At 72.5% G+C, this 24,630-nt stretch carries 19 protein-coding genes and 1 pseudogene; 10 read left to right on the top strand and 10 right to left on the bottom strand.

Going from position 1 to position 24,630, the window contains the following annotated elements; all coding sequences use genetic code 11:
- The 4 genes and pseudogenes from C4U44_RS41725 to C4U44_RS31340 all read left to right on the top strand — a co-directional run.
- A pseudogene (locus C4U44_RS41725) lies at positions 1 to 231 on the top strand (hypothetical protein); the annotation flags it as partial.
- Between the two features lie 44 nt (positions 232 to 275).
- Positions 276 to 1,145 (top strand): ABC transporter permease, encoded by an 870-nt coding sequence (locus C4U44_RS31350; protein ID WP_235032480.1) that lies wholly within the window; start codon positions 276 to 278, stop codon positions 1,143 to 1,145.
- Positions 1,146 to 1,305: 160 nt separating this feature from the next.
- Positions 1,306 to 2,583 (top strand): lactonase family protein, encoded by a 1,278-nt coding sequence (locus C4U44_RS31345; RefSeq protein ID WP_103889432.1) that lies wholly within the window; start codon positions 1,306 to 1,308, stop codon positions 2,581 to 2,583.
- A gap of 531 nt (positions 2,584 to 3,114) precedes the next feature.
- Entirely contained in the window at positions 3,115 to 5,202 is a 2,088-nt protein-coding gene (locus C4U44_RS31340) for a hypothetical protein (RefSeq protein ID WP_235032479.1), read from the top strand.
- Between the two features lie 107 nt (positions 5,203 to 5,309).
- On the opposite strand, the gene C4U44_RS31335 is transcribed toward C4U44_RS31340, so the two are convergent.
- Entirely contained in the window at positions 5,310 to 5,933 is a 624-nt protein-coding gene (locus tag C4U44_RS31335) for an ABC transporter ATP-binding protein (protein WP_200823469.1), read from the bottom strand.
- A gap of 28 nt (positions 5,934 to 5,961) precedes the next feature.
- Here C4U44_RS31335 and C4U44_RS31330 point away from each other — a divergent pair, with 28 nt between their 5' ends.
- On the top strand, positions 5,962 to 6,495 hold the full coding sequence (locus C4U44_RS31330) for a DinB family protein (protein ID WP_103889429.1): 534 nt from the start codon (positions 5,962 to 5,964) through the stop codon (positions 6,493 to 6,495).
- Positions 6,496 to 6,523: 28 nt separating this feature from the next.
- Here C4U44_RS31330 and C4U44_RS31325 read toward each other — a convergent pair whose 3' ends face one another.
- The gene (locus C4U44_RS31325; protein ID WP_160145152.1) at positions 6,524 to 8,635 is read right to left on the bottom strand and encodes an NACHT domain-containing protein; all 2,112 of its coding nucleotides are present in this window, start codon (positions 8,633 to 8,635) and stop codon (positions 6,524 to 6,526) included.
- A gap of 428 nt (positions 8,636 to 9,063) precedes the next feature.
- Here C4U44_RS31325 and C4U44_RS31320 point away from each other — a divergent pair, with 428 nt between their 5' ends.
- From C4U44_RS31320 to C4U44_RS31310, 3 genes are all read left to right on the top strand, one after another.
- Positions 9,064 to 9,612: a GNAT family N-acetyltransferase gene (locus C4U44_RS31320; RefSeq protein ID WP_103889427.1), complete on the top strand. Its 549-nt coding sequence runs from the start codon at positions 9,064 to 9,066 to the stop codon at positions 9,610 to 9,612.
- Between the two features lie 36 nt (positions 9,613 to 9,648).
- Positions 9,649 to 10,314: a nitroreductase gene (locus C4U44_RS31315; protein WP_103889426.1), complete on the top strand. Its 666-nt coding sequence runs from the start codon at positions 9,649 to 9,651 to the stop codon at positions 10,312 to 10,314.
- An 85-nt stretch (positions 10,315 to 10,399) separates the two neighbouring features.
- Positions 10,400 to 11,227 (top strand): SCO6745 family protein, encoded by an 828-nt coding sequence (locus C4U44_RS31310; protein ID WP_103889425.1) that lies wholly within the window; start codon positions 10,400 to 10,402, stop codon positions 11,225 to 11,227.
- Between the two features lie 226 nt (positions 11,228 to 11,453).
- Here the strand turns inward: C4U44_RS31310 and C4U44_RS31305 are convergent, their stop codons facing one another.
- Positions 11,454 to 13,085, bottom strand: a complete 1,632-nt coding sequence (locus C4U44_RS31305) for a multicopper oxidase family protein (RefSeq protein WP_103889424.1) — start codon at positions 13,083 to 13,085, stop codon at positions 11,454 to 11,456.
- A gap of 136 nt (positions 13,086 to 13,221) precedes the next feature.
- Here C4U44_RS31305 and C4U44_RS31300 point away from each other — a divergent pair, with 136 nt between their 5' ends.
- Together C4U44_RS31300 and lysA are read left to right on the top strand one after the other, a co-directional pair.
- Entirely contained in the window at positions 13,222 to 13,701 is a 480-nt protein-coding gene (locus C4U44_RS31300; protein WP_103889423.1) for a DinB family protein, read from the top strand.
- Positions 13,702 to 13,856: 155 nt separating this feature from the next.
- Positions 13,857 to 15,128, top strand: coding sequence for a diaminopimelate decarboxylase (lysA, locus tag C4U44_RS31295; RefSeq protein ID WP_103889422.1), 1,272 nt, complete (start codon positions 13,857 to 13,859; stop codon positions 15,126 to 15,128).
- A gap of 134 nt (positions 15,129 to 15,262) precedes the next feature.
- Here lysA and C4U44_RS31290 read toward each other — a convergent pair whose 3' ends face one another.
- The 7 genes from C4U44_RS31290 to C4U44_RS31260 all read right to left on the bottom strand — a co-directional run bounded on the left by C4U44_RS31290 (position 15,263) and on the right by C4U44_RS31260 (position 24,492).
- A complete protein-coding gene (locus C4U44_RS31290; protein WP_103889421.1) occupies positions 15,263 to 16,207 on the bottom strand; it encodes a S66 peptidase family protein in 945 nt (314 codons plus the stop codon).
- Positions 16,204 to 17,211: an ABC transporter ATP-binding protein gene (locus tag C4U44_RS42895; RefSeq protein WP_407642916.1), complete on the bottom strand. Its 1,008-nt coding sequence runs from the start codon at positions 17,209 to 17,211 to the stop codon at positions 16,204 to 16,206. The genes C4U44_RS31290 and C4U44_RS42895 overlap by 4 nt, the downstream gene beginning before the upstream one ends.
- Positions 17,208 to 18,233 carry an ABC transporter ATP-binding protein gene (locus tag C4U44_RS42890; RefSeq protein WP_235032478.1) on the bottom strand — a complete coding sequence of 342 codons (1,026 nt, stop codon included), beginning with the start codon at positions 18,231 to 18,233 and terminating at the stop codon, positions 17,208 to 17,210. The genes C4U44_RS42895 and C4U44_RS42890 overlap by 4 nt, the downstream gene beginning before the upstream one ends.
- Positions 18,230 to 19,144 carry an ABC transporter permease gene (locus tag C4U44_RS31280; protein WP_103889420.1) on the bottom strand — a complete coding sequence of 305 codons (915 nt, stop codon included), beginning with the start codon at positions 19,142 to 19,144 and terminating at the stop codon, positions 18,230 to 18,232. Before C4U44_RS31280 ends, C4U44_RS42890 begins: the two co-directional genes overlap by 4 nt.
- The gene (locus C4U44_RS31275; protein WP_235032477.1) at positions 19,141 to 20,202 is read right to left on the bottom strand and encodes an ABC transporter permease; all 1,062 of its coding nucleotides are present in this window, start codon (positions 20,200 to 20,202) and stop codon (positions 19,141 to 19,143) included. Before C4U44_RS31275 ends, C4U44_RS31280 begins: the two co-directional genes overlap by 4 nt.
- The gene (locus C4U44_RS31270; protein ID WP_103889419.1) at positions 20,195 to 22,036 is read right to left on the bottom strand and encodes an ABC transporter substrate-binding protein; all 1,842 of its coding nucleotides are present in this window, start codon (positions 22,034 to 22,036) and stop codon (positions 20,195 to 20,197) included. The genes C4U44_RS31275 and C4U44_RS31270 overlap by 8 nt, the downstream gene beginning before the upstream one ends.
- Before the next feature lie 416 nt (positions 22,037 to 22,452).
- The gene (locus tag C4U44_RS31260; RefSeq protein ID WP_103889417.1) at positions 22,453 to 24,492 is read right to left on the bottom strand and encodes a S9 family peptidase; all 2,040 of its coding nucleotides are present in this window, start codon (positions 24,490 to 24,492) and stop codon (positions 22,453 to 22,455) included.
- Positions 24,493 to 24,630 lie beyond the last annotated feature (138 nt).

The raw sequence follows: 24,630 nt of genomic DNA, 5'->3' as shown, positions 1-24,630 counted from the left end.
ATGCACACCAACATCAACTCCACCACCGTCCAGACCGTCGCCCAAAAAGCACTCCCCGGCATCCCCACCTCCGTCATCAAAGCCAGCCTCCCCCAGGTCGGCTGGCCCACCAGCGACACCATGACCGCCGCGGACTGGGCGAAGACGGTGGCGTTCGTCAACTCGCTGGGCGCGCTGACCCAGGAGGCGAAGGTCACTTCGAGCAACTACACCGACAAGTACCTGCCGTAACACCACCCGTTGCGACTGATGAGGAATGGAAGGAGCAGATGGTGGTGACTGCTACCCGTGAGACAGCGGAAGAGAAGAAGGCCGGGACCGAGGAGCCGGCGACGACCGGAAAGGAGAAGAGCGGCCGGTGGCGGGGCACCGTCCTGGTCATCGTGCTGCGCGTGGCGGTGATCGTGCTCTGCCTGGTCCTGTGGCAGAAGATGAGCGGCCCGGTGATCCCGGAGTACGCGGTGAGCAAGCCGACCGACGTGTGGACGGCCCTGCACCGCCTGCTCGCCTCGTCGCAGGGCTGGACCGACATCAGGACGACGTCGTTCGAGGTGGTCGTCGGGTTCGGCATCGGGGTCGCGATCGGCACCGTGATGGGCCTGGTGCTGGGCTCCTTCCCGCTCGCCGGGCGGGTGATGGAGCCGCTGGTCGCCGCCGTCAACGGCGTTCCGAAGATCGCGCTGGCCCCGCTGTTCGTGCTGTTCTTCGGCATCGGCTCCTGGTCGAAGATCTACATCGCCGCCACCGGTGTGGCGTTCGTGGTCTTCTACAACCTCTACCTCGGCCTGCGGCTGCGGGACCGTGAACTCGTGGAGATCATCCAGGTGATGGGCGGCCGCAAGCACCACGTGCTCAGCTACGTGACCGTGCCGACGCTGGCCGCGCCGTTCTTCGCCGCGCTCAAGACCGGCGGGCCGCTGGCCATCCTCGGCGTCATCGGCGGGGAGTTCATCGCCTCCTCCGAGGGTGTCGGCCACGAACTGTTCACCTCCGCGACGAACCTCGACGCCGCATCCGAGTTCGCCGGGCTGATCGTCCTGATGGCGATCACCCTGATCCTCAACGGCATCCTCACCCAGCTGGACAAGTACGCCCTCAAGCGGCTCGGCCTCGCCACGCGCCGCTCCTCAGGTCAGCGCCCGTAGCAGCCGCCGTCGCGCGCTTTCCTCGACGCGTTTCTCCACTCGTCCGTCAACTCGATCCTCAACGCGCCTTCCCGGGCACCTCTCCACTCGGTTGCGGCGTACCGCAGCCACCCGAGTCACCTCTTCGTATGCATTCGAGATGCAAAGGAGCACTCTCGACATGTCCGGTTCCAGACCTGACCCGACCACCGACGCCCCGCCCGGCTCCGGCCGGCCCGCCCCCGCCGTTCCCGCCGTGAGCACGGCAGGACGCCCGTCCCGCCGGGCGGTCCTGGGCTCGCTGGCGGCCGCGGCCGGGGCCGTGCCGTTCCTCGGTGCGATGCCCTCCGCCGCTGCCGCACCCGCCGCACGAGCGGCGGCACCGGCGCGGACCCGGCGCGAGCTCGTCTACTTCAACACCTGGAAGGGCACCCGGATCTACGGGGCGTGGTTCGACCCCGACCGCGGTGACCTGACGCCCCTCGGCCCAGTGGGTGAAGCCACCGCCGACTGGGCGGTCCCGCACCCGACGCTGCCGATCCTGTACGTCGCCACCATGGCGGTCGGCGGGGTCGTCGCCACCTTCCGGATCGACCCCGCGAGCGGCGCCCTGACCCCGGCGGGCGAGCTGTCCACCGGCGGCACCGGCCTGAACGGGGGAGGGGTGTCGTACATCGGCATCGACCGGCCCTCGAACACCCTGCTGGCCACGAACTTCGAGGACGGCTTCACCGCGGCCGTGCCGATCTCGCGGACCGGCGAGCTGGCGGCACCCGCCTCCCTCGCCCAGGACACCGGCTCCGGCCCCAACCCGCGGCAGGCCGGCCCGCACCCGCACCACGCGGAGGTCGATCCCACCGGCAGGTTCGCCCTGGTCGCGGACTTCGGCGCCGATCGCGTCTTCGTCCACCGCTTCGACCGGGCGACGCGCACCCTGTCCGCGGGCGACCCCGCCGGGCCGTACTCCTACGCGACGGCGCCCGGCTCCGGCCCGCGCCGGGTCGCCTTCCACCCGGACGGCCGCACGGTTTACCTGCTGAGCGAGCTCAGTGCGGACCTCCAGGCCCTGCGATGGGATCCGGAGAAGGGTACGCTGACACACCGTCAGACACTCGCGCTCGACCCCCCGGACTTCACCGGCACCAAGAGCGCCTCCGACCTGGCGATCAGTGCTGACGGCCGCTTCGTCTACGCCGGCAACCGGGGCGAGAACGCGCTCGCCGTCTTCGCCGTCGACCCGCGGACCGACCTGCTCGGCCCGCTGCAGAGCGTCCCGTGCGGGGGCACCACGCCCTGGGGCTTCACGCTCCATCCCAGCGGGCGGTGGCTGCTCGTCGCCAACGAGGCGAGCAGCACCGTGAACGTCTTCGGCGTCGACCGGCACTCCGGGACGCTCGCGGACACCGGCGTCTCCCTGGCCGTGCCGAACCCGGACTCCATCACGTTCTGCCGTATCTGAGGACGACTTCCTCTTCCTGGGCGCCCGCCCCGGTGTCACCGGCCGGGCGTCCAGGAAAAGGCCCTTCCCGCGCGACCGTGGCACGGTGCGCGTGCGGGTGTGCCCCTTCTCCTTTCCCCGTCGACGTCCGGACCGAATTCCCCTCTTTCCGCTCGGTGTCGATTTCGCCGAGCGGTCCGAGCGGAATGCGGCGTGCCCGGAAAGCAGTGCGTCCCGCGGGTCGCCGGAAAAAGGAATCAGTGCGGTGGATTCATTGACGGTGCAACAGGCGCGGAGTAGCGTCCCGCACGACCTCAAGGAAAGCACGGGTCAACTCCGGCGCCAATAGCGCGTCGTCCGCATCATCCGCTGCCGGCCGCACGCGGTGGGCCACCCGTATTCCGGCAGCGGTCTCCCGCAGTCCGGCGGTCGTGCCGGTCCCGGCGGAATTCCCACACCCCCGGCATGTCCCCGGTACCGCCCCGGTATTTCCCTCGTACGTCCACGCATGGCAACACCCCGATCATCCAATCGACGGGAGCTGGAAGAGACATGGAATCCGAGAACCCCGAGAAGCCAGAGAACTCCGAGAATCCGGAGAAGCGCGCGAGGAAGGGCATGGGGCGCCGAGCCTTTCTGGCGGCCGGTGCGGCCACGGCCGGCGCCGTCCTGCTGCCCAGGCCCTCCTTCGCCGTGGCCGCCGCCGCGACCGGCAAGAAGGGGGTGATGCTGATGAACCGGATCGGCCCGTCGAAGTCGACCCTGTACGTCGCCAACGCCGACGGCTCGAACGAGCGGCCACTGCTGTCGGGCGGCACCGCGGCGTTCGACCGGCACGCCAACTACTCGTTCGACGGCAAGACCGTCCACTTCACCTCGGAGCGCACCGGGGACGGCAACGCCAACGTCTACGCGACGACCCTGAACGGCTCGGGCCAGGGCGTCGCCGTCACCTCCGTGGTGGGCGGCCCGGCGGTGTACGACAGCGCGACCCTCTCGCCGGACAAGAGGACGCTGGCCTTCTCCTCCACGCGCTCCTCGGACCACCTCTCGCAGATCTGGCTGATGGACACGAAGACGGGCGCGCTGACCAACCTCAGCGGCACCGCGGCGCTGGCCGGCGACCCCACCAGCCCGGACGGGCACTTCCGCCCGGTCTGGTCGCCCGACGGCCAGTGGATCGCGTTCTCCAGCGACCGCAACACCCAGTGGATGGGCCACGACAACGGCACCGGCTGGGAGCACACGCAGGAGCTGAGCATCTACGTCATCCGGCCGGACGGCACCGGGTTCCGGCAGCTCGCGACGAAGCCGGGCTACTGCCTCGGCTCGCCGAAGTGGTCGCCGGACGGCCGGCGGATCGTCTACTACGAGATCACCGTCGAGGGCACCTGGCAGGCGCACCGCCCGGAGGACATCGGCATCGCCGAGTCGCAGATCGTCTCCGTGGACCTCGCCACCGGCACCGACCGTGTCGAGCACACCTCCGGCGCCCACCTGAAGGTCTCGCCGCAGTACGTCACCAGCACCGAGATCGGCTACCTCCTCAAGAACGGCGCGGACGAGGGCCTTGTGTACGTCAACGGCTCGATCCCGAACCTCACCCGCGCCGGGGTGCGTTCACCGTGCTGGTCGCCGGACGGGAAGTCGGTGATCTACGAGAAGCAGGACTTCACCAACCGGACGCTGGACACCCCGCTCTACAGCTGGGACACCAACTGGGACTACCGCTTCTGCGACGTCTTCCCGATCCTGTCGCTCCAGGACCGGCTGGCGATCACCGAGAAGCAGACCGGCCCGGCGATGTCCGACATCGCCACCATGAACCCCGACGGCAGCGACCTGAAGGTGGTCTTCGACACGACCACCTCCGGGCTGGACCAGACGCTGGTGGCGGAGGGGCTCGCCGGGGCGTTCCGGCCGTCGTGGTCGCCGGACGGCGAGTGGCTGGCCTTCGGCCTGGGCGGCTGGTTCCAGGAGCGCGCGGTGATGAAGGCGGCGATCTGGCGGGTGCGCAGCGACGGCACCGGCGCGGAGGCGCTCACCGACGACTCCACCAACGCGGGGTTCCCGAGCTACTCCGCCGACGGGACCAGGATCGTCTACCGGGTGTGGGGCGAGGAGAACGGCCTGCGCATCCTGGACCTCACCACGGGGACGACGACGGTGCTCACCACCGAGTCCGACAACCTCCCCGACTGGTCCCCGGACGGCAGCCTCATCGTCTTCACCCGCAAGACCGCCGCGACCAACTTCGACGTGTGCACCATCAAGCCCGACGGCACCGGCCTGAGCATCCTCACCAGCAGCGGGGCGAACGACGGCCACGCGGTCTGGAACAGCGACGGCCGCATCCTCTACAACACCGGGATGTACGGCTTCCGTGAGGAGGCGGCTCTCTACGACAACACCTTCCAGCCGTACGGCATGGTCATGGTGATGAACGCGGACGGGTCCGGCAAGACCGTGCTGACCGACAGCCAGTGGGAGGACTCGATGCCGCTCTACCTCAGCCAGGCGGCCCTGACCGGGGGCGGCCAGAGCTCGTCCGGAGGTCAGTCGGGCGGCCACTCCGGCGGGCAGTCGAGCGGGGGGAGTGGCGGCCGGTCCGGTGGCCAGGGTGGCAGCGGGGGCCGCTGACCTGGTGCCGTGACGCCCGGCGCGGGCGCCCGTCGGCTGCTTCCTCTCCTGGGGACGGGAGTGGAAGCAGCCGACAGGTGGCGGGCAAGCCCGGGGGGGCGCGCGGCTCAGTGGTCGCCGTCGGGCGCCCCTTGCGCGCGGACGACCTCCCAGATCTCCTCTTCGAGGTCGCGGTGCTCCCGGCTGTGCTTGAGTGCGAGGCGGCGCGGCCGGGCGAAGGGGATCCGCCACTCCGCCACGGCCCGGGCCGGCCGCGCGCTGAACGCGAGGACCCGGTCCGCGAGGTGGACGGCCTCGTCGATCTGGTGCGTCACGAACACGGCCGTCTTCTTGCGGGCGTCCCAGATCTTGAGCAGCTCCGCCTGCATGCTCTCGCGGGTCTGCGCGTCGAGCCCGGAGAACGGCTCGTCCAGCAGCAGGATGTCGGGGTCCGCGGCCAGGGCGCGGGCGATGGTGACCCGCTGCTGCATGCCGCCGGAGAGCTGGTCGGGGCAGAACCCCTCGAACCCCTGGAGGCCGGTCAGGACGAGGAGTTCGGCCGCGACGCGCCGCCCCTCCTTCCTGGGCCGTCCGGCGAGCTCCGGACCGTAGGCGACGTTGTCGATCACCGAGCGCCAGGGCAGCAGGCACGCGTCCTGGAACACCACGGCGCGGTCGGGGCCGGGCCGGTCGACCGGGGTGGACGGTGACCCGCTCCCGAGCGCCGACGGGAGGGGAACGAGGACCGTCACCGTCCGCAATCCCTCCTACCGTCGAGCCATGACCACGTCCTCGCACCACCACCATGCTGCTCCGCCCCTTCCAGGCGAGCGGGGGGAACTGCTGCACGCACTCGCGGAGCAGAGGGAGTTGCTGCTGATCACCGTGCGCGGCCTCACTGACGCGCAGGCCGCGCGGCACACGACCGTCAGCGCGCTCACCCTGGGGGGCATTCTCAAGCACCTCACCCGGGGAGAGCAGGTCTGGACCCGGATCATGGTCAAGGGGGACGGCGAACTACCCGACGGCATGCTCGACATGGAGCAGTACCGGATGGCCGACGGGGAGACGCTCGCCGGGCTGCTGGAGGAGTACGCGGCCGCCGCGCGGAGGACCGAGGAGGGGGTCGCCGCCCTGGCCGACCTCGACCGGACCGTCCCCCTGCCCCGGACCCCGTGGTCCCCACCGGAGACCGTCCACTGGTCCGCGCGCCGCATCCTGCTGCACGTGATGCGGGAGACGGCCCAGCACGCCGGGCACGCCGACATCATCCGGGAGGCACTCGACGGGGCCAGCACCACCGCGCAGCGCTGACCGTCGGCCCGCTCCTGCCGGGTCGCCCTCATCCACGGGTGGCGGTCCGGCCGGGACCGGTGAGGGGTTCGGGGTGAGCGGCGAGCCACAACTGGAGCTCCCGGTGGCGGAACTGGTACGCGGAGCCGCTGTACCGCATGATCCCCGCCTCGCTTCCCCAGTCCAGGAACCGCGTGAGGCGGAAGGGGACCGTGCCGCGCGCGCTCAGCAGGAAGGCCAGGTACCTCCGCGCGGCGCCGCCGCGCGGGGCGGGGTCGGCCGGCGCCGGCTCCATCGTGACGGACAGGACATCGGCCGCGTCGGTCAGCAGCCCGAGTGGGATGGTGAGCACGAGAGCCGCGCTCAGCACGGCCGGGACACCGTGCGAGGCCCCCGTCACGAGCCCCGCCATCGCGCCGAGGTCCACACCGAGGAACAGTTGGGCCAGGGCGTCCGCCCGGATCGTGGCCCGCGGCACGGCCCACGCGTTCTGATCCCCGGTCAGATTGCGGGCGAGGCCGATCAGTCCCATCGCCAGCCCGATGACCGGGCCGGCCTCCCGGTCGAAGGGCAGCGGCAGCACCAGGCCGATGAGCACGAATGCCGCTCCCGCCAGTACCGCGCCCAGCAGGGAGAGCACCAGGGCGAAGACCAGGGAGCGCCGCACCCTGGGACCGCGTAGGTCCAGCCGCAGCGGCACGCTGTGGCCGGCTGCTACGCAGGACAGCCCGGTCAGCACCGCCACGACAGCGGTCGTCACCGTGAGGAGCCCCGGCAGGTGCAGCGGCAGGATGACCGCGAGCGGGAGGAGGCAGGCGAGGGTGGTCATGACCCCGTCGGTCGCGCGGACGCGCGTGCGCCCGGCCATGGGCCACAGCCGGTGCAGGATGATCTCGCTGCCGGACGGGACGTGCGGGCCGGCGGCCAGATGGACGGCGAGGTGGTGGAGCCACCGGTGCACCCGGTCGGCGGTGTAGCCGCGGGGGTTGGCACCGGTGACGTCGGCGACATGGGTGGTCGCGGGGACGTAGAGGGAGAGCAGCCGCGCGTCGAGGCTCTCCGCGGTGGACAGGGCGAGGAGCTCGGCCGGATCGCCGCCGTACGCGTAGACGGTGGCGGTCAGGCACAGCCGCCACGGTGTCGACAGCACGCGCGCGTGCAGGTCGTACGGGTGAGCGGTGAGTTCGTCGAGCAGGGGCCGCCAGCGGTCGGGGTGCTGCGCGCGGGCGGCCAGGTAGGCGACGGCACCGGGGGCGTCGACGGGGGAGACGGTGATCCGGGCGGCGTCCCTCAGGGCCGCGTCCGGCGGGAGGGCGTCGTAGTGCGCGGCACGGCAGACCAGCACCAGCGGGCCGGCCGTCCCCGCCTCCCGGTAGGCGTTCAGCCGGGCCAGGGCCCACAGGGCGCGGACGGGCCGGGGATCGGGGACGCCGCCGGGCGCGAGCGGGTCCATCTCGTCGAGGCCGTCCAGCACCGGCAGTACCAGGTGGTGGTCGACCAGGTTCGCGGCGGTCCTCGGACTGCGGCCGTAGACGTCCACGAGGTGGTTCACCAGGAGGTCGCGCAGCGGGAGGGCGGGATCCCAGCCCGCGAGCGGCACCCGCAGCGGTACCGGGTCGCCGTCCTCGCGGTCCCTGATCAGGTCGAGGGCCAGTTGCAGGGCCAGGACCGTCTTCCCGGCGCCCGCCGCACCGGTGATCACCAGGCGGGCGGGGCGGGTCGCGCGGTAGTAGGAGGCGATGCCCGGCGCGCTCACCGTGCCGTCCGCGACGGAGACGCCGGCGGCCGGGGCCCGCGCGGCCCGCCCCCGGGCCGCCGCCAGGGAGTAGTGCAAGGTGATCCGCTCGGTGTCGGCGCCGAGCAGCTGCGTCAGCACCCGCCCCTCGACGTCGGCGACCAGCCGCGCCAGCGTGCGCGCCTGACCGGCCGTCAGGTCGGCTGCGGTGCCCTGGTCCTGACCGCGCAGTGCCGAGATCGTCACGGCGAACCCCGCGACGGTCAGCGGGAACCCGAGCACCGTCACGACGTCCGCCGCGGCCATCCCGCCGTGCCGCACCTGCCAGAGCGCGTAGACGCCGCTGCCCGCCACCGCGGCCGCGCCCAGCAGCGCGGCCAGCCGCCACCAGCGGCGCTCCCGATACGCTCCGACCCCCGGTCTCACGCGAGCGATCATCGCAACCGATTCCGTTCCCTGGGTGCCGAGTTGCCCGGTTCGTACCCGTACCGTGACACGCCCTCACCCGGCGGGCGGCAGCCGCTCGATCCGGCTCGTGCGTCACGGGCAGCGGAAGACCGTCTCCGGCTCGGCGACTGATCCCGCACGGCCGTCAGAGCAGCGGCAGCCGGTTCGCGGCCGACCGCGGTGCTGGTCGAATCCACGGACCGGGCGGCCCCGGGCACCTCGGAGGGCCGCCCGCCGGGCAGAAGGTCTCCTCCCGCCCGGGCGACGTCGAGGAGGCCCGACGCGTCCGGCGGACCTCCGAGGAGCTGACGAAGGTGTCCTGGGCCGACAACTGGTCCAGGCGTCCCCCGCGTTCCTCGCTCGGGAACCCTTGATCGTGGCCGAGCCCGCTGGCTAGGTTGGCCCGCATGACGGAATCGGCCCAGGGGGCTTGGCCACCCGCCGTGATCACCACCGGGCGGCTCGTGCTGCGCGAGTCCGAGGCCCGGGACCGGGCGGGCCTCCTCGAGCTGTTCTCCTCACCGGAGGTGGGCACCTACGTCGGAGGCGCGCAGCCGCGTGCGGACCTGGAGGAGGCCATGCCCGAACTGCCCGGGCGGCGCTTCGGGTTCTTCGTGGTCGAGCGCGACGGAGCGATGATCGGCATGATCACCCTCGACCGGCGCGCCGCCGACCGCCCGGGCCACGTCCGTCCCGAAGGGGGCGAGACCGAGCTCGGCTACATGTTCCTGCCCCACGCGTGGGGACAGGGGTACGCCGCCGAGGCGGCAGCGGCGGCCCTCGACTGGTTCGCCGCGGCCCTTCCCGGCGAACCCGTCGTGCTCAGCGCCCAGGCCGCCAACGCCGCCTCGCTGCGGGTCGCGGAGAAACTGGGGTTCGCCGAGGTGGCACGCTTCGAGGAGTACGGCGCCGAGCAGTGGTTCGGCGTGTGGACCGCGGGCACGCCGTCCGGCTGAGCGCGTGGTCGTCGTCGACCGAGGGGGCGGAGCGGCGTGGACGTGTACGAGGCCGTGGACACTCGCCGGGCCGTGCGGGCGTTCAGCGACGAGCCGGTGCCCAGGGAACTGCTCGCACGCGTGCTGGGCGCGGCGACGCGCGCTCCGTCCAGCGGGAACCTCCAGCCGTGGCGGGTGTTCGTCGTGGCCGGCGAGCCGCTGGCCGAGCTGAAGCGGCGGGCGACGGCCAGGGCCCTGGCGGGCGATCCCGGCGACCCGCGGGAGTACCCGATGTACCCGGACGAGATGGCCTCGCCCTACCTGGACCGCTTCTCCGCCGCGGCCGCCCAGCGCTACCAGGCCCTGGGGATCGCGCGCGACGACCCCGACCGGCCGCGGAAGATCGCCGCCCTGAACTCGGAGGCGTTCGGCGCGCCGGTCGTCCTGTTCTGCTGCCTCGACCGCACCATGGGCCCCGGGCAGTGGGCGGACGCGGGGATGTACCTCCAGACCGTCATGCTGCTGCTCCGGGCGGAAGGGCTGCACAGCTGCCCGCAGGTGATGTGGACCATGTACCACCGGACCGTCACCCGGATCATCGGAGCCGAGGACGGGCTCGTCCTGGTTTGCGGTATCGCGGTGGGCCACGAGAAGGAGGGCGTGCCCCGCCTGCGCACCGGGCGCGCGGACCTGACGGAGACGGTGCGCTTCATCGGGGCGTGACGGCCGGACAGCGCCCGACTCACCACCCTTCCGGCGACGCGCACTTGGCCCGTCGGCTCCGGCCGGTCGCGGCATGATGTGCGCCATGACGCACACCCCCCGCCGCATGTTCGAGCTCCTCGAACCGATCTGCCTCGTCACCTTCTTCGCCGACGAGTGCAACGAGGAACTGGCCGCGCTCGGCCACCGCACCTACTGGGACGGCTACTTCGCCAGCCGCGCCGCGCCGCTGGGACGGGTGCCCGCGGAGGTCGTGCACGCGGCGTTCTACAGCTTCGCCGACGGGGAGGTCGCGCGGCACATCCCGAGCGCGTGGGAGAAGATCCCGCCCGAGGCGTCGCTGGCCGCGCGGGAACGGGGCAGCGCGGCCTCCCTGCGACGCATCCTCGGCGAGGAACTGGCCGGCTCCCCGGGCCTGGTGCGCGCCGCCGACCTGAGCACCAAGGCGGCGACGAGCGCGCCCACCGAGGGCCGGATGATGTTCGCGGGGATGCGCACGCTCCCGGTGCCGAGCGACCCGGTCGCCCGGCTGTGGCACGCCGCGACGATGCTGCGCGAGCACCGCTGCGACGGGCACATCGCCGCGCTCGTCGCCTCCCGCGTCCGCGGCACGGAGGCCCACGTGCTCGACGCGATCGCGCAGGGCATCCACCCGCCGGAGTCCTTCGGGCGCATCCACCACCTCCCGAAGGCGCGGCTGGCCGCGGTCGTGGACGGCCTGCGCGAGCGCGGTCTCGTCGACCCCGACGGACGCTTCACCGACGCCGGCCGCGCGACCAAGCAGCGCGTGGAAGCCCTCACCGACGAGCTCGCCGCCCCGCCGTACGACGCCCTGTCTCCCGCCGAACTCGACGAACTGGTCACCGCCCTCGAACCCCTCACCGCAACGGTGGTGGCCGCGGGTTCGGAGTGAGCGGCCCCTTTTCGTGAACGTCAGCGAGTTCAAGTCCGGGGGCGCGACGGCCCGGTGACGTACGCGGCGCGCGGCCCGGAGGTTGCCAAAGTCCGCACGGGACGGCCACGTTCTGTGTCCGGCACGACGAGCGGTCCGGCCCGGCACCGCTGTGCGGCCCCCTCCGGGGTCACCGAATCCCTCCCGTTCGGCGGCGGTTGTGTGCTGACCGGGACGCTCGAACCGACTATCGCCGCCTTCCGCTCGGGTCCGGCGGTGCGACGTAGGCGACGGACTGCATCATGCCGAGGTCTTCGTGGTGCAGTTGGTGGCAGTGGGCGACGGTGCGGCCGGTGAAGTCCTCGTACCTGACGAGGAAGGTGACGGAGTCGCCGGGCCGGCCGCCCGCCAGGCCGACGGTGTCGTGCCAGACCGGCGGGTCGAGCCGTTCGCCGTTCCTGTGGGTGACCAGGAACCCGTTGGTGTGCAGGTGGAAGGGGTGGTTGAGCGCGGGTCCGGTCTCGTCGCTACGGACCGTCCATCGTTCGACGGTGCCGACTTCCAGGGTGTGGTTGACGAAGTCGGGATCGAACAGGCCGTAGGCCGGGTCGCGTGCGAGGTCGCCGCCGGGGTCGGCCGCGGGTGTCGGGTGGTTCCCCAGCACCCGGAAGGCGTTGGGGAAGGCGCCGGCGAAGACGCGGGGGTCGACGTGGAAGACCACCTCCCGCTCCGCGCCGGGATCGGTGACGTCGCTCTCGTCGAGGAAGGGCTTTCCGGGCGGCAGCGTGACCGGCAGCTCCATCACGGGCCCGGCCGGCGCCGCCGTCACCTCGATCGTCATCAGCGGCTGGGACACCCCGTCCGCCCGCAGCTCGTACGTGCCGGGCCGGCCACCCCGGACCAGCACGTCGGCGCGGTTGCCCATGGCCAGGTGCAGCAGGTCCAGGGCGACGGGCGCGGCGAAGGTGACGCCGTCCTGCGCGATCTGGTGCATCGTCAGATCGGCATCGCCGCCGGTGATCCGGAGCGGCAGCGCGGTGAACGCCGTCGCGGCCACCAGCCGCCACCGCTGGACCTCTCCCTGGCGCAGCGTGAGGGTCGGGTTGACCGTCCCGTTGACGGTGAAGGTGGAGGGGACGTCCGTCATCCAACCGCCCGAGGTGAAGGCGGGGACCTTGCCGTTCCGGAGTTTGAGCTCGTTGACGCAGACGACCACGTCGGCGGCCGCCTTGATCTCCGGTACCTCGTCCACGTCGCCCTCGACGATGATCACTCCGGCCATGCCGCCGGCGATCTGCTCGGCCGTGGCGCCGTGCAGGTGCGGGTGGTACCAGTAGGTGCCCGCCGGATGGTCGGCCGGAATGTCGATGGTCGTCACGTACTGAGGTTCCGCGACGCCCGCCGCCGCCTCGCCGGCGGTGCGCGGCGCGAACTCGCGCAGGACGTTGTCGGCGTCCCCTGACGGCGAGACGTGCATGCCGTGGGCGTGCAGGTTGAAGCTGTTGGCGTGGTGCGGCCGGTTGTGGTCACCGCTGTAGGGCGGGTTGGGCGGCAGGCCGTTGGTGTGCGTCAGCCGCAGCGTGTCCCCGCCGCGCACCCGCAGGGTCGGCCCCGGCACCGTTCCGTTGTACGCCCGCGTGGTGACGCTTCCGTAGCCCGGTACCGGGAGGTCCGTGAACCGGACGTCGAGCCGGTGCGCGACGACCGGCGGTCCCGAGCCGGTGACGGGCAGCGGGGCCGACACCACCGGTTGCGGGAAGGGCGCCGGCGCCGCGACCGCGCGGTGCCGGGCGGCGATCCCGTCGGACGCCACCGCGGCGACGGCGAGGGGGAGGGCCTTGAGCACCGATCGGCGGCCGATCCCGGCTTTCTCTGTCATGTCAGGTCATTCTAGGGGGAATCGGACGGATCTTCCCGCTCGGCGCACCGCGCGGGCAGGGGCCGGGTCCTAGGATCGTCGACGGTCGGCGTACGAGACGGCGTCGGCCCCGGGTGCGGCATGAGGGGAGAGGCCGGTGGGTCCGTTCGATGTGGCGCTGGACGGCGAACGCACCCAGCTCGACGCGTTCGTCGAGGAGTACCGGCGTGCGGTCGAGGCGAGCCTCGACGGACTGAGCGAGGAGCAGGCGCGCCGCCGGCTCGTGCCGTCGGCGACGACGCCGCTCGGGCTGCTCAAGCACGTCACCTGGATGCAGCGGGTCTGGTTCGAGGAGTGCGTCGGCGGCACCTCCCGCCGACAACTCGGTCTGGTGCAGACGCCGGACGACTCCTTCCGGCTCGCCGACGACGACACCGTCGCCTCCGTCACGGCGGCCCACCGGGCGGCCTGCGCCACGGCCCGGACGGTCGTCGCCGACCTGCCGCTGGACACAGTGGCGACCGGCCACCGCGCCGGGCCGCGCACGCTGCGCTGGGTCTACCTCCAGGTCCTGCGCGAGCTGGCCCACCATTGCGGGCACGCCGACATCCTGCGCGAACAGGTGCTCAACGGCTAGAGCGAGGCGTGCGCGGGCCGGAGACGCGGGCGACCGCCGGGCGGGGTGGCCGGGCCGGCCGCGGGGCGGGGTGGGCGCTCATGGGCGGGATGCTGAGCATGCACTTCTTCGACGCTCGCTCCTTCCGGGGAGGTGGACTCCCTAACTTCGGCGGCATGAGCAGTTACAGCGACATGGACCAGGTGTGGCCGCGGACGGCCTCCCGGGCGGGCGGCGAACTCCGTATCGGCGGAGTGGGGGTCGGTGACCTCGTCGCCCGGTTCGGCACCCCGGTCTACGTTCTCGACGAAGACGACTTCCGCAGCCGCTGCGCGGAGTGGACGGCGGCGTTCCCCGACGGTGACGTCCACTACGGCGGCAAGGCCTTCCTGGCGCCCGCCCTGGTCGGCTGGCTGCGGGAGCTCGGCCTCTCGCTGGACGTGTGCAGTGGCGGCGAGATGGCCGTCGCCCGCTTGGGCGGCATGCCCCCCGAGCGCGTGGTCTTCCACGGGAACAACAAGTCCGTGGCGGAACTGCGGGACGCGGTGGAGTGGGGCATCGGCTGCGTCGTCGTGGACTCGTTCACCGAACTGGACCGGCTCTCGGACCTGGCCCGCGCCGCCGGCGTGCGGCAGCGCGTCATGATCAGGGTGAAGCCGGGCGTCGACGCGGACACCCACGCCGCGTTGGCGACCGGGGGGGAGAACACCAAGTTCGGGCTGTCGATCGCCTCGGGTGAGGCGATCGAGGCGGTCGGCAGGGTGCTGGCCGCTCCGAGCCTGGAACTGGTCGGGCTCCACTCGCACATCGGCTCGCAGATCTTCGACCTCGGGTCGTTCGCGACGGCCGCCGAGCGCATGGTGGCCTTCCTGAAGGAGGTCGAGGCCGCCCACGGGGTCGCCGTCGGCCGGCTGGACCTCGGCGGCGGGCTCGGCGTCCGCTACCTGCCGGGCGAGCAGGCGGCCCCGAGGCCCGCCGAACTGGCCGACGTACTGCGCGCGGTGGTGCCCGCGGACGTGCGGCCGGCCGTCGAGCCCGGCCGGTCGATCGCCGCGCCCACGACGGTGGCGATCTACGAGGTGGGCACCGTGAAGGGCCGCTACCTCAGCGTCGACGGCGGCATGAGCGACAACCCGCGCCCGGCCACCTACGGCGCCGCCTACACGGCGTCGCTCGTCTCCCGGACCGGGGACGCCGCGCCGCGGTCGTTCACGATCGTCGGCAAGCACTGCGAGAGCGGGGACATCCTCGTGCACGACGTCGAGCTGCCCGGTGACATCCAGGCGGGCGACCTGGTCGCGATCCCCTGCTCCGGTGCCTACCAGCGTTCCGCGGCCGGCAACTACAACCAGGTGCCGCGGCCGCCGGTCGTGGCCGTGCGCGACGGAGAGGCCAGGGTCGTCGTCCGCCGCGAGACGCAGGAGGACCTGCTGCGCCTGTTCGTGTGAGGCGCCCTTCGCCGGCCGCGGCCCCTCCGTAGCCGCAACTCCCCGGCCGCAACACCCACGCAGCCGCCGCCCGGACCATGTGCCGGGCGGCGGCTGCGCGTGTCGGCCCCGGGCGGAGCCGCACTACACGGCCCTCACTCCTCCGGGTCCGTGAGCACCTGGTCCAGGAACGTCAGCCGGGCCCCGTCGGCGTCCAGGCGGGCCCGCACGCCGACCGGGTACGTCTGCATCCGCGTGTTGTGGCCGATGTTCACCCCGGCCAGCACCGGGACACCGAGGTCGCCGAAGCGCTCGGCGAGCATCCGGTCGACGTGCGCGGGGTCGCCGCACTCGGTGAAGGTGCCGAGGATGATGCCGGCCACCCCGTCGAGGTAGGACGTCGCGCGCCGGATCTGGGTGACGATCCGGTCCAGCCGGAACGGCAGTTCGTCGACGTCCTCCAGGAACAGGATGGCGTCCTTGGCCGGGTGGGAGGTGTCCGTACCGAGGCCGGCCGCGATCAGGGTCGCCGTGCCCCCGAGGGTCATGCCCTCCGCGATGCCGGGGACCAGCGTCCGGGCCCCCGGGAAGCTCAGCTCCTTGACCTCGGACGGCGTGTACAGCAGCTTCATCAGCTGCGTGAAGTCGTACTCCTGCGGGCCCTCCCAGAAACCGCCGCACGCCACCATCGGGCCGAACAGCGAGACCCAGCCCAGCTTGACGGCCAGCGCCTCCAGCAGCGCGGTCACGTCGGAGTAGCCGACGAGGACCTTCGGGCGCGCGGGGTCGATCCGGCTCCAGTCCACCAACTCCAGCGTGCGCTGGGACCCGTAGCCGCCGCAGGCCATGAACACGCCGGCGTAGGCGGGGTCGGACAGGGCGCGGGTCAGGTCGGCGGCGCGCAGCCGGTCGTCGCCGGCGAGGTAGTCGTAGATGCTCCCGGCGTCGCGGGCCGAGCCGAACACCTCGGGGACCAGCCCCACCGACCGCATCGCGGCCAGGCCCGACTCCAGGTGCTCCTGGTCGTCGACGGGTGAGCTGGCGCAGATCACGGCGACGGTGTCACCGGCCCGCAGGGCGGGCGGGCGCAGCAGACTCATGCGTTCTCCAGGTGTGACGAGGTGAGAAGGTGGCACGCCGCACCGGAGGTGTCCGGTGCCAGTACGGGAAGGGTGCGCCGGTCGCAGGCGCCCGCGGCGCGTGTGTCCGGATCCGCGTCGGCCCAGCGGCCGCAGCGCGGATGGAAGCGGCAGCCGGCCGGGATCGCCGTCGGGTCCGGGGGCTCACCGGCCAGCAGGGTGGGGCGCCAGTCGTCGGCGCCGGTCGGCACCACGGAGAGCAGCGCCCGGGTGTAGGGGTGCTGCGGCCGCAGCAGCACCTCCTCGACGGTGCCCTGCTCGACCACCCGGCCCAGGTACATCACCGCCACCCGGTCGGCGATGTTCCAGGCCAGGCCGAGGTCGTGGCTCACCACGAGCGCCGACAGCCCGAGGTCGTCCCGCAGCCGCAGGATCAGCTTCAGGATCTCCCCGCGCACCGAGGCGTCCAGCGACGCCACCGGCTCGTCGGCGACGATGACCGACGGATTGAGGGCCAGCACGCCCGCGATGACGACACGTTGCTGCTGACCGCCGGACAGCTCGTGCGGGTACCGGTCGAAGTACTGCTCCGGTGGCCGCAGTCCGGCCCTGGCGAGCGCGTCGTGCACGGTGAGCGGCAGGTCCTCGGTCAGTCCGTGCAGGCGCGGGCCCAGGGCGACCGCGTCGTAGACGTTCTGCTTCGGGTTCAGGGCCCCGCCGGGGTCCTGCAGCACCAGCTGGGTGTGGCGCCGGTAGCGTTTGAGTCCCCGCGCGGAGTAGTCCAGTGCGGTGCCCTCGTGCAGCACCTCGCCGCCGGTCGGCCGGACCAGGCCGACCAGGGTGCGGGCCAAGGTGGACTTGCCGCACCCCGACTCGCCGATCAGCGCGACGATCTCGCCCTTGCCGATGCGGAGGTTGACGCCGTCGACCGCGCGGGCCGGGCCGCGGCCGCGCGCGGCGGGGTAGACCACCGACAGGTCGCGGACCTCCAGCGCGGTGGATGACTCGTCCGGTCGGCCGGTCACGGCGTACCTCCCTGGTCGGGCAGCGCGCGCACGCACGCCGCGGATCGGCCGGGCCCGGCGGGCCACAGCTGCATCTCCCCGGTGCGGCAGACCGGCAGCACGTCGGGGCAGCGGTCCGCGAAGTCGCAGCCCACGCTGGTCCGCGACGGCCGGGGCGGGTCGCCGGCCAGGCCGGCCGGCGCGCGGCGCGAGGCCGGGTCGCCGATGGTGGGGAACGCCCGCGACAGCGCACGGGTGTAGGGGTGTTCGGGCGCCTGGAGCACCTGGCGGGACGGGCCGAGCTCGACGATCCGCCCGGCGTACATCACCGCCAGCCGGTCGCAGGTGTGGGCCAGCAGCGAGAGGTCGTGGGTGATCATCATGACCGCGATCCGGGACTCGCGGACGGACTCCGCGAGCAGTTCCAGGATCTGGGCCTGGACCATGACGTCCAGCGCCGTGGTGGGTTCGTCGGCGATGATCAGGTCCGGGCGGCAGGCCAGGGCCATGGCGATCATCACCCGCTGCCGCTGCCCGCCGGAGAACTCGTGCGGGTAGCCGCGGACCCGCCGCGCGGGGATGCCGACGCTGTCCAGCAGTTCGGTGGCGCGGCGTTCGGCCTCGGACACCCGGACCTTGTCGTGCAGCACGATCGGCTCCACGATCTGGTCCAGCACGGTGCGTACGGGGTTCAGCGCGCTCATCGCGCCCTGGAACACCACCGACGCGCCGGCCCAGCGCACCGCCCGCAGCCGCGACCAGGCGGTGGTCAGCAGGTTCTCGCCCCGGAAGAGCACCTCGCCCTCGACCCTGGCCCCGCGGTCCTGCAACCGGAGCAGGCTGAGCGCCATCGTGGACTTGCCGCATCCGGACTCGCCCGCGATGCCCAGGGTGTCGCCGGGGGCGAGGGTGAAGTCGACCCCCCGCACGGCGGGGACGTCGTTGCCCCCCTGGCGGTAGGTGACATGGAGGTCGCGGACCTCCAGCAGCGGGGTGTCCTCGGTCGTCGTCTTCCCGGCCGCGCCGGGAGCCTCGGTGGTCAACTCCTGTCCTCCGTCCGCGGGTCGAGCACGTGTTCCACCGCGCGGCCGGTGAGCGTGAAGCCCAGCACCACCACGAGGATCGCCAGGCCGGGAGGCAGCAGGTACCACCAGGCGTCGGCGGTGAACGCCCCGTTGAAGAAGGCGTTGTTGAGCATCTCGCCCCAGGTGATGCTGGCGGGGTTGCCCAGTCCCAGGAAGGTGAGCGTCGCCTCGGACAGCAGCGCGCCGGCGACGGTCAGGGTGCTGGACACCAGGATCAGCGGCGTCACGTTCGGGAGCACCTGGCGCACCATGATCTGCCAGTCGCCCGCGCCCAGCGCCCGGGCCCGCTCGACGAACGGGCGCGCCTCGACGGCCAGCGTCTGCGCCCGCACCAGCCGGGCGGTCGCGGTCCAGGACGTCGCGGCGATCGCGATGGTGATCGACGTCTCGCCCTGGCCCAGCACCGCCGCCAGCGAGATGGCCAGCGGCAGGCTCGGCAGGGCGATGAACCAGTCGGTCACGTGCATCAGCGCGCGGCCGACCCAGCCGCCGTAGTGGCCGGCGACGATGCCGATCCCGGCGCCGATGACGACGGTCAGCGCGGTCGCGATGATGCCGATCCGCAGCGACTCGCGCGAGCCCCAGATCAGCAGGAGCAGCACGTTGCGGCCCGCCTGGTCGGTGCCCAGCGGGTAGTGCCCGCTGGGCGCGGACAGCAGCGGGCCGTCGACCTTGGTGACGTCGAGCTGGTCCTGGCCGATGAACAGCGGCGCGACCAGGGCGAGCAGGGAGAACAGCAGGAGCACGGCGAGGCCGGCGACACCGGAGGGGCGGTGCCGGAAGGCTCGGGCGAAGCGGCGCACCCCGGCGAACCTCGCCGGGACGGCGGCCGCGACCTCCTGGGAGCTGAGGACCTGCGCGGCGCTCACTGGGCGCGCACCCGCGGGTCGAGGAACCGGTAGGCGAGGTCCGCCAGGAGATTCATGAGGATCACACTCGCGCTGAAGACGATGAAGGTGCCCTGCAACAGCGGCAGGTCGGGGATTTTCAGTGCCTCGTAGGTGAGGTCGCCGAGACCGGGCCAGGAGAAGACCGCCTCGACGGTGACGGCCCCGCTGATCAGAGTGCCGAGGTGCATGAAGATCATGGTCACCGAGGGCAGCAGGGCGTTCGGCACCGCGTGCCGCCGCCGCACGTTGTCGTCGGTCAGCCCCTTCGCCCGGGCGGTCAGGAGATAGGGGCTGCCGATCTCCTCGATGATCGAGGACCGCATGATCGTCACGTACTGGGCGTAGACGACCAGGATCATGGTCAGCGCCGGCAGGACGAGGTGCCGGGCGACGTCCACGTAGTGCCTCAAGCCGCTCTGCGGCAGCGACGGGTCGCTCATGCCGCCGGCCGGCAGGAACCCGTGGATGGGCCCGATCCCGACGCTGCACACCATCAGCAGGATCATGCCGAGCCAGAAGGTCGGCACCGACCACAGTGTGAGCGCGGTCGACGACGTGATCCGGTCGAACAGGCTGCCCGCCCGCCAGCCGCTGCGCTGGCCCAGCCACAGGCCGAGGAGCACCGAGATGACGAACGACGTGCCCATCAGCAGCAGGGTCGGACCGATCCGGCTCATCGTCAGCGACGCCACCGACCGCTGGTACTCCCAGGAGTAGCCGAGGCGGCCGTGCAGGGTGTCGTTGACGAAGTCCAGGAACCGCTGCCATACCGGCTTGTCCAGGCCGAGCTGGACGCGCAGCCGGACGAGTTCGGCCTGGCTGACCGGCCGGCCGCGGGTCATGGTGCGGACCGGGTCGGAGGGCATCATGTTGAACAGCACGAAGCCGATGACCAGGGTGACGGCGAAGCTGACGACGGCGGCCGCGAGCTTGCCGGCCACGTAGCGGGCCCAGGGCATCCGCGCGGTACGGGGCCGCCGGGTGGCGGCGGCGGGCGGTTCGAGCGCCGGTCCGGCGACGGTGGCGGGGCTACTCACGGTCGTCCGCCCCCGACCTGCGCCGGACCACGGTCACGCCCGCTCCGACCACGACGACCGCGGCGGCGATGCCCACCCACAGGCCCACGTTGCTGGAGGACGAGCCGCTGTCGCCGGCCTTCGGGGTCGCCTTCAGGTAGCTCCAGAAGGAACTCTGCGCGGGGTACACGTCCTTCGCGTCCGGCGTGCCCGTGTTCATGCCGGTGACCTTGGAGGAGGTCGCGGTCAGCATGGTCTTGTTGTAGAACATCAGGTCGACGTCGGCGTCGTAGAGGATCTTCTCCATCTGGTCGACGGTCTTGGCCCGCTGCGCCGGGACGAACTGCGTCTGCTGCTGGGAGAGCAGCTTCTCGTACGCCGGGTTGCAGAAGAAGGCGTCGGTGTTGCCGCCGTTGCCCTGGTCGTCGGGGAGGGTCGTGCAGCTCTGGATGCCGAGCATGTACGTCGGGTCCGGCCCGTTCGTCCACGCGTCCATCAGCATGTCCCAGTCGCCCTTGCCCAGGTCGCTGTTGAGGGCGGTCATGCTCATCGGGTCGATCTCCACCTTGACGCCGATGGCCTTCAGCCAGCCCGCCACGTAGGGCGAGATCGCGGCGTCGTAGGAGTCGTCGGAGTGGATGCCGAGCCTCAGGGCCAGCGGCTTGCCGTTCTTGGGGTTGATCCGGATGCCGTTCGCGCCGCGCTTGTAACCGGCCTGGTCCAGCAGCTGGTTGGCCTTGGCGGGGTCGTAGGTCTGCTCCTCGCCGGCCGACGGCTTCCACACCCATTCCGGCCAGGCCGGCGGCAGGTATCCCTGGCCGACCGATCCGTAGCCGTCGATGACCTTCGTGACCAGCGTCTGCTTGTCGATGCTCAGGGCGATCGCCCGGCGCAGCGTCGGGTCGGTGAGGGCCGGGTTGCCGGTGCCGATCGACTTGCCGCTGCGGGTCTTCGCGCCGGGGTTGAGCTCCAGCCCGGTCCAGCCGTTGCCCGCCGACTGGGTGGTGGTGACGCCCGAGGCGTGCTTCAGCGACGAGTACTCGGTGGCGTTGACGCCTTCGATGTAGTCGAGCTGGCCGGACCGCAGGGCCGCGACCGCGCTGTCGCTGTTCTTGTAGAGCTGCTCGATGAGGTGGTCGTACTTGGGCGCGCCGAGGACGAAGGACTTGTTGGCGTCGAGTGTCGCGTACTGGTCGGTCTTGTAGCCGGTGAGCTGCCAGGGGCCGTAACCGACCACCGGGAAGGAGTCGTTCTTGTAGTTCTTGAGGTCGGCCACGTGCGACTTCCAGATGTGCTCGGGCACGATCGGGATGCTGTAGACCGGGGTGCTGATGTAGGTGAGGTTCGACTGCGGCTGCTTCGTCCGGATCACCAGCGTGGTGGGATCGGGCGCGGTGACCGACGAGAAGTTCGACACCAGCGTCCCGTTGGCGGTGCCCGCGACCTCGTTGGTCATGATCAGGTTGAGGGTCCAGGCGGCGTCCGCCGCGGTGAGCGGCTGGCCGTCACTCCACTTCAGCCCCTTGCGGATCTTGAAGGTCCAGGTGAGGTGGTCGGACGACATGGACCAGGACGTGGCCAGGTAGGGGTTGGGCCGGCCGTCCTGACCGATCACCGTGAGCGTCGGGTAGATGGCGCCGAAGATGTCGTAGGAGCCGTTGAAGTAGGCCGTGAACGGGTTGAGGGTGTCCACCCCCGAGCTGTCCATCGCGACGCGCAGCGTCTTGCCGGAGGTACTGCTCGGGGTGGCTGCCGCCGCGGAGGTCGCGAGCCCGGCCGGGCCGAGCAGGAGGAGGGCGCAGGCGGCCGCCGCGGCCGGCGCCGCGAGCAGTCTGGGGCGTTGGCGCAAAACCATGGGGTTCTCCGAAGGTCCGAAGGTGGGAGAGCGGGGGACGGTGCCGGACCGGGTGCGGGCTCGGAGCCGGGGTGAGGGATCAGGGGATCGGAGGGGCGGGGGATCGGGAGGAATCGGGAAGGATCGGAAAGGATCGTCAGGGGATCGGGTGCCGCGGGCCGGCGTCCGTGCCGGTTCCGGCCACGTGGACGGCGATGTCGACGCCGGCGTCGGGGGGTTGCTGCTCGGGGAGGCGTTGCCGGCCTTGTGGGCGGGCGTGACCAGGAACCGCGCCGCGGAGGCCGGTGCGGCATCCAGCGGCGTCACGGCGCCTCGCGATCACCTGAAGCTGAGGTGTTAGAAGACTGGCGTTCATCCGCGGGACGGCAAGGCCCCGTGCGCGCTTGCGTCCCTGAGCATCGAAGACTTCGATGCCTTCAGTCCGGGCTCATCACCCGGGCGTAGAGGTCGAGCTCGGCCCGCAGGCAGGCGAGCTTGGTGGCCGGGCGGCGGAATCCGTGGCCCTCGCCCGGGAACTCCAGGTACCGCACGCAGCGGCCCGGCCCGTGGGCCGCGTCGACCGCCGCGACCATCCGGCGGGCCTGGTCCGGACGGCAGATCGGATCGTCCAGGCCCTGGAACATCACGTACGGTGCCGTGATGCCCGCCGCGTTGGCCAGCGGCGACACGCGGCGGTGCCGCTCCTCGTCCTGCGGCAACGGGCCCACCAGCGAGGCGATGTAGCGGCTCTCGAAGTCGTGGGTCTCAGCGTACGACCAGGTCAGCGGGTCGGTGATCGGGTAGTAGACGGTGCCGCAGCAGAAGGTGTCGCTGTGCGCGAGGGCGGCCAGCGCGGTCCAGCCGCCCGCCGACCCGCCGCGGATGGCGGTGCGTTCGGGGTCGGCGAGTCCCTCGGCTGCCAGGGACCGGGCCACGGCGACGCTGTCCTCGACGTCCACCACGCCCCACGCGTGCCGCAACCGGTCGCGGTACGCCCGCCCGTAGCCGGTCGATCCGCCGTGGTCGACCGACGCCACCGCGTACCCGCGGCTGGTGAAGAGCGACAACGACAGGCTGCGGGTGGCGCTGGTGCGGTTGGTCGGGCCGCCGTGCACGTCGATCAGCAGCGGCGGAGGGGCGCCGGCCGGACCGCGGTCCGGGCCGGACGGCGGGTAGTAGGCATAGGGCACCTCCCAGCCGCCCGCGACGGTCACGCTGCGGCGCCGGGGCACGGACAGCCACCGCCGGTGCGGCTCCTCGGCCGGGGGGACGCAGCGCAGGAGCGCCGGCGGTGCCGGGAGGTTCGGGGAGGAGAGGGTGATGCGCAGCGGGGTCGCGGGCTCGGTCGGGCTCGCCGCCACGACGGCCACCGAACGGGCGTCGCCGCGCAGCCCGATCCCGAACTCGGTCCACCCCTCGGCGATCGGCGTCACGGAACCGTTCGCCGGATCCCACACCACCAGGGACTGCTCCGCGCCGCCCTGCGCGAAGACCACGCCGGCGTCGGTGACCGCGAACGAGGTCGCCCCCACCCGCCAGACCGGGTGCGCGCACTCGGTGTCGGTGCGCAGCACGCAGGTGCTGCGCACCGTGCCGCCGGCCGCCAGATCGACCCGGTGCAGGTTCCACCAGCCGTCGGGGTCGGCCATGGCGTAGAGGGCGCCCGGCCCGGCCCATTCGGCCTGCGGCACGGAGACGCCCGGCCCGCCGAGGACCCGTACCGACTCCACCGCCCGGCCGTCCTCCACCCGGGCCACCATCAGGTCGCTGGTGTCCCACGGCATGTCGGGGTGGTTCCAGCCGATCCACGCCAGGTGCCGCTCGTCCGGGCTCACCCGCAGCCCGGACAGGAAGTGGTGGGACCTCGCCACGACCCGTACGGCGTCCGGGTCCTCGGCCGCCGCGCCGGACAGCGGTACGGCGACGATGTCGCGTACGGTGCGCGGCGCGGGGTCGGTGCGCTCCCCGCCTCCGTCCACGCGGGTGGTCTCCCGGATGCACCAGACCTCGCGGCCGCCGGGGCCCAGCACCGGGTCGGCGTAGGTGGTCCTGATCCCGGGCGGGTCGGCGCGGGTGAGGGGCGTGGGCTTGGCGGCGGGGACCCCGCCGGCCTCGCCCGGCGGCGGCACGGGGGTGCCGTACAGCCGCTGGTCGGGTGCGTGACAGAAGACGAGGAGGTGGGTCCGGCCGCGTGGCACGACGAGGTAGGGGCGGCCGCCGTAACCGATCGCGCGGCTCCCGACGGACCAGTTGGGCCCGAGGACCGGATCCGCGGCCCCGCCCGGTTCGGCGCGGCGCAGCAGCCGCACGGTGGCCGTGGCCGGGTCGGGTGCGAGCCACCAGGTCTCGGCGCCGGCCACGGCGGGCCAGGACGGCGCTCCGGGTTCCGCCGCCACCTCCTCGGGGGTGATGGGGGACGGCCGGTCGCCGGAGCTGCGGGCCGGCCGGCTGCCGTCGGCCTCCTCGGCCACGGTCATGGGCACTCCTCCTCGTCGGTGCTCGCCGGGCGTCTTCGCTTCTGGGCGGGCTGGGTCGGTCTTCGGCGGGCTCTGTCGCGCTTCCACGGGCTTGGTTCGCTCCGACCCGCGACCGGCCGCGACATCCGGCACGGGGGG

The sequence above is a fragment of the Actinacidiphila yanglinensis genome (assembly GCF_900107965.1).
Classification (GTDB): Bacteria; Actinomycetota; Actinomycetes; order Streptomycetales; family Streptomycetaceae; genus Actinacidiphila; species Actinacidiphila yanglinensis.
The sequence above is the reverse complement of the archived record's forward strand: the minus strand, read 5'-3'. Positions and strand labels throughout refer to the sequence as shown.